A 3,887-nucleotide genomic window follows, 5' to 3' on the forward strand; every position below is an offset into this window, starting at 1 on the left:
GCTGATCTCTAAAGTCCTCATGGTGAGCCTTTTCCAACTCTTGTCACCCCGTCAAGATAAATCGTCAATCAGCTAATGTTTAACTCACATCTTGCACGTTCGATAAAACTGGCTAGTTTGTAAGCTTTCAGCTATCAGTCATCAGCTGAAAAATATCAATCCCCACACCCCACACCCTAACCTCACCAACACTTTATGAAGCAGGTGCAAGATGTGAGTGATATCGAACTCAGGTACACAGAGAGTTAAATATCTAAGTCAGTTAGATTTAATTTTGGTCCGTAGGTTTCGATAAATTCCCGTCTAGGAGCAACCCTATCTCCCATTAAAATAGTAAAGATGCGATCAGCTTCTGCTGCGTCTTCTATTTCCACTTGTTTCATACTACGAGTGTCTGGGTTCATTGTAGTTTCCCAAAGTTGCGCCGGCATCATTTCTCCCAACCCTTTAAACCGTTGAATTGTATAATTTGCATTAGCAGGAAGACTATTAATATGTTCTTGTAATTGTCGTTCATTGTAACAATAAACGTGGTTACGTCCCCTCTCTACTTTATACAAAGGAGGACAAGCAATATAAATGTATCCTTGGTCAACTAATGAGCGTTGATAACGATAGAAAAAGGTCAACAATAATGTCCGAATGTGCGCACCGTCTACATCAGCATCGGTCATAATTACAATACGATGATAACGTAATTGTTCTGAATCGAATTCCTCTCCTTTTATTCCTAAACCTAGTGCAGTGATTAAGGACTGAATTTCGTTGTTTTTATAGATTTTTGCATCGTCGGTTTTCTCAATATTAATGATTTTACCTCTCAGGGGCAAAATAGCTTGAAACCGCCGATCTCTTCCTTGCTTTGCTGAACCACCAGCGGAGTCTCCTTCTACTAAGAAAATCTCTGATTCTTCGGGATCTCGACTACTACAGTCGGCTAGTTTTCCAGGTAAGGGAGAAGACTCTAAAACAGATTTCCGACGCACTAATTCCCTAGCACGTCTGGCTGCTTCTGCTGCTTTAAAAGCTTGTACAGCTTTCTCAATAATATTATCAGCAACGTGGGGATTAAATTCTAAGTATTCGGTTAAAACTTCCCCCACCAAAGAATCTACAATTCCCCTAACTTCTGTATTCCCTAATTTGGTTTTAGTTTGTCCTTCAAATTCTGGTTCGGGAACTTTAACAGAAATCACTCCTGTTAACCCTTCTCTAACGTTCTCTCCCCCTAAATTAGCATCATTGTCTTTTAATTTATTGCGTTTCCGAGCAACACTATTAAGGGTACGAGTAAGAACGGTTTTTAAACCTTCTAAATGGGTTCCTCCGTCGATAGTGCGAATGTTATTGGCAAATCCTAATAAGTTATCGCTATAAGCATCTATACACCACAGTAAAGCTACTTCAACCTGTGTGCCATTCTTTTCCCCTGAAACATAAATAATGTCTTGATGCAAGACATCTTTATCCCGACACATATAGGTGACATATTCTTTAATCCCTCCCTCATAGCAATAAGTTTCGCTATAAGGTTCTTCTTTTCTATTATCGGTAAAGGTAATTTTAACCCCGGCATTGAGATAAGCTAATTCTTTTAATCTTCCGGCCAAGGTACTATAATCAAACTCTATTCCTCCTGAAAATATTTGGACATCGGGGAGGAAAGAAACCGAGGTACCGGTTGAATGTTTCTTATCTGGTTTTGTTTCTAATGAACTAATAGGAACTCCCCGTTCGTAGCGTTGGGTATGAACTTTTTCGTTGCGCCAAACGTTAACAAGAACCCACTCTGATAATGCGTTAACAACAGAGATACCAACCCCGTGTAATCCTCCCGAAACTTTATAACCACCCCCTCCAAACTTTCCACCTGCATGAAGAACCGTCATTACGGTTTCTAGGGCTGACTTGCCTGTGGTAGGATGGACATCGGTAGGGATACCCCGGCCATCGTCGGTAACGCTTACAGAACCGTCGGCGTTGATATCGATCTCGATATGGGTGCAATAACCAGCTAACGCCTCATCGATGGAATTATCCACGACTTCGTAGACCAGGTGATGAAGTCCTCTCGGTCCTGTGGTCCCGATGTACATCCCTGGACGCTTGCGTACTGGTTCCAACCCTTCTAGGACTTGTATTTGTTCTGCACCGTAATTGCTTTTTGTAGTCATGGAGTTTCCTTTATAGTCGCTTTTGAGGTGGCTTACGCTGACTCTATGGCAAAATCTTCAAAAATTGTAGCACATAAGGGTTGAAGGCTGCTTAAAGTGGAATTGAGAATATTTGTGTTGTGGGATGGAGGTATTAAAAATTCTCAAATAACCCCTGATTCTAAATAATTAATGGTTCCTGTGTTGGCGTTCATTTCCACTTCTACCCCCATAGGAAAGGTTAAGATAGGTTCTATATGACCGATTTGCGCCCCTGTCCATGCAGGAATTCCTAATGGTTTGATATGGTCGTCTAGCACTTGTTCTAGGGTTAAAGAACCGTAACCACCGTTGGGTGAACAGTTAGTACACTCTCCAAAAATAAACCCTGATAGTTTATTGAGAATACCAGCTACTTTTAAATGGGTAATCATGCGATCGATCCGATAAATATCTTCCCCCACATCTTCGATGAATAGGATATGTCCGCTAAAATCTGGAACGTAAGCAGAACCAATAATTGCCGATAAAACTGATAAATTTCCCCCGATTAATTTTCCCCTAGCTGTTCCTGGGGTGATGGTTCTAATACGATTCTTTACCTGCATCAAACGGTCATCATCATCGGAATCTCGTTGGTTTTTAAAGCTAATTCTTTCTTCGGTAAATAGGGCTTTTTGGAACGAGTTTACTTGTGCTTTTCGCCAAGAAGTAAAGGCATTGGGTCCATGAAAAGTAACTAAGTTTGATTTAGTATAAAGAGCAATTAATAAGGTTGTTAAATCACTAAAACCAATAACAATCTTGGGATTATTCTTAATTAAATTATAATCTAAATAAGGTAAGATTCTGGCACACCCCCAACCACCACGAATTGGCAATAATATATCAATTCTAGGATCGGCAAAAAATTGATTAATATCATCCGCTCTATCCTGATCTTTTCCTGCTAAATAACCGTATTGATCTAAAAGATGGGAACCTAAATACGGTACTAATCCCAAAGCTTTAACAGCATCTTCTACAATATCAATATGTTCTGTAATATTAGTTGTTCCTGCTGGACTAATTAAGCCAACTCCAGACCCTGCTTTGAGTTTTCTCGGTTTAATAATTGGGGAATTCTGTGCTGATGCTAAAGAATGAATAGAACTTAAAATAGCTAAACTTCCGAGAGATGCGCTTAAAAACTGACGACGATTGAAAGACATAATAGAAAGTAATTAATTTAAATTTTTCAACATTTCAATAATCTTGGCATTAGCTTTTGGGAAAGAAAACTGTTCAATTTCTTCTAATCTTACCCAACGTATTTCCTGGCATTCGATGGGTTTGGGTTCTCCTGTTAAATAGCGACAAATATGGACGTATAATGTCACCTTAAAATCGGTATAATCATGGTTTAAATTAACTAAATTTTCCCCTACTTCTATCTCAATATCAATCTCTTCTTTAATCTCTCGTTTGATACAATCTTCTACTGTTTCACCTTGTTCTATTTTTCCCCCAGGAAACTCCCATAAACCTCCCAATGATCCTTTATCCAGACGGCGATCTATTAAAATTAAACCAGCGTCGTTATAAATAACAGCTACACCGATTTTTTTGTGAGGAATGGGTTGAGCAGTTTCAGTCATAGGAAGTTGATGAATGTTAACGTTTTACTGATATCTTGCAGCAATATATAGCAGTTCCCATACTTGTGAGGTACAAATTTTTCTAGTTTTAGGAGTC

The 3,887-nt window shown here is 39.2% G+C and carries 3 protein-coding genes; all 3 read right to left on the reverse strand.

What is annotated here, in order from left to right:
- Window positions 1–245: 245 nt before the first annotated feature.
- The 3 genes from gyrB to mutT all read right to left on the reverse strand — a co-directional run bounded on the left by gyrB (window position 246) and on the right by mutT (window position 3,790).
- Window positions 246–2,174, reverse strand: coding sequence for a DNA topoisomerase (ATP-hydrolyzing) subunit B (gene gyrB, locus P9B04_RS16320; RefSeq protein ID WP_342056045.1), 1,929 nt, complete (start codon window positions 2,172–2,174; stop codon window positions 246–248).
- A 143-nt stretch (window positions 2,175–2,317) separates the two neighbouring features.
- Window positions 2,318–3,364 carry a S66 peptidase family protein gene (locus P9B04_RS16325; protein WP_342056046.1) on the reverse strand — a complete coding sequence of 349 codons (1,047 nt, stop codon included), beginning with the start codon at window positions 3,362–3,364 and terminating at the stop codon, window positions 2,318–2,320.
- Between the two features lie 12 nt (window positions 3,365–3,376).
- Entirely contained in the window at window positions 3,377–3,790 is a 414-nt protein-coding gene (mutT, locus tag P9B04_RS16330; protein WP_342056047.1) for an 8-oxo-dGTP diphosphatase MutT, read from the reverse strand.
- Between the last annotated feature and the right edge of the window lie 97 nt (window positions 3,791–3,887).

The organism is Crocosphaera sp. Alani8 (assembly GCF_038442745.1).
In the GTDB taxonomy this organism is placed as follows: domain Bacteria; phylum Cyanobacteriota; class Cyanobacteriia; order Cyanobacteriales; family Microcystaceae; genus Crocosphaera.

What these genes read in the sequence shown, in the direction of transcription:
- gyrB (WP_342056045.1), bottom strand. Translation starts at nt 2,174, where the DNA reads ATGACTACAAAAAGCAATTACGGTGCAGAACAAATACAAGTCCTAGAA.
- P9B04_RS16325 (WP_342056046.1), bottom strand. Translation starts at nt 3,364, where the DNA reads ATGTCTTTCAATCGTCGTCAGTTTTTAAGCGCATCTCTCGGAAGTTTA.
- mutT (WP_342056047.1), bottom strand. Translation starts at nt 3,790, where the DNA reads ATGACTGAAACTGCTCAACCCATTCCTCACAAAAAAATCGGTGTAGCT.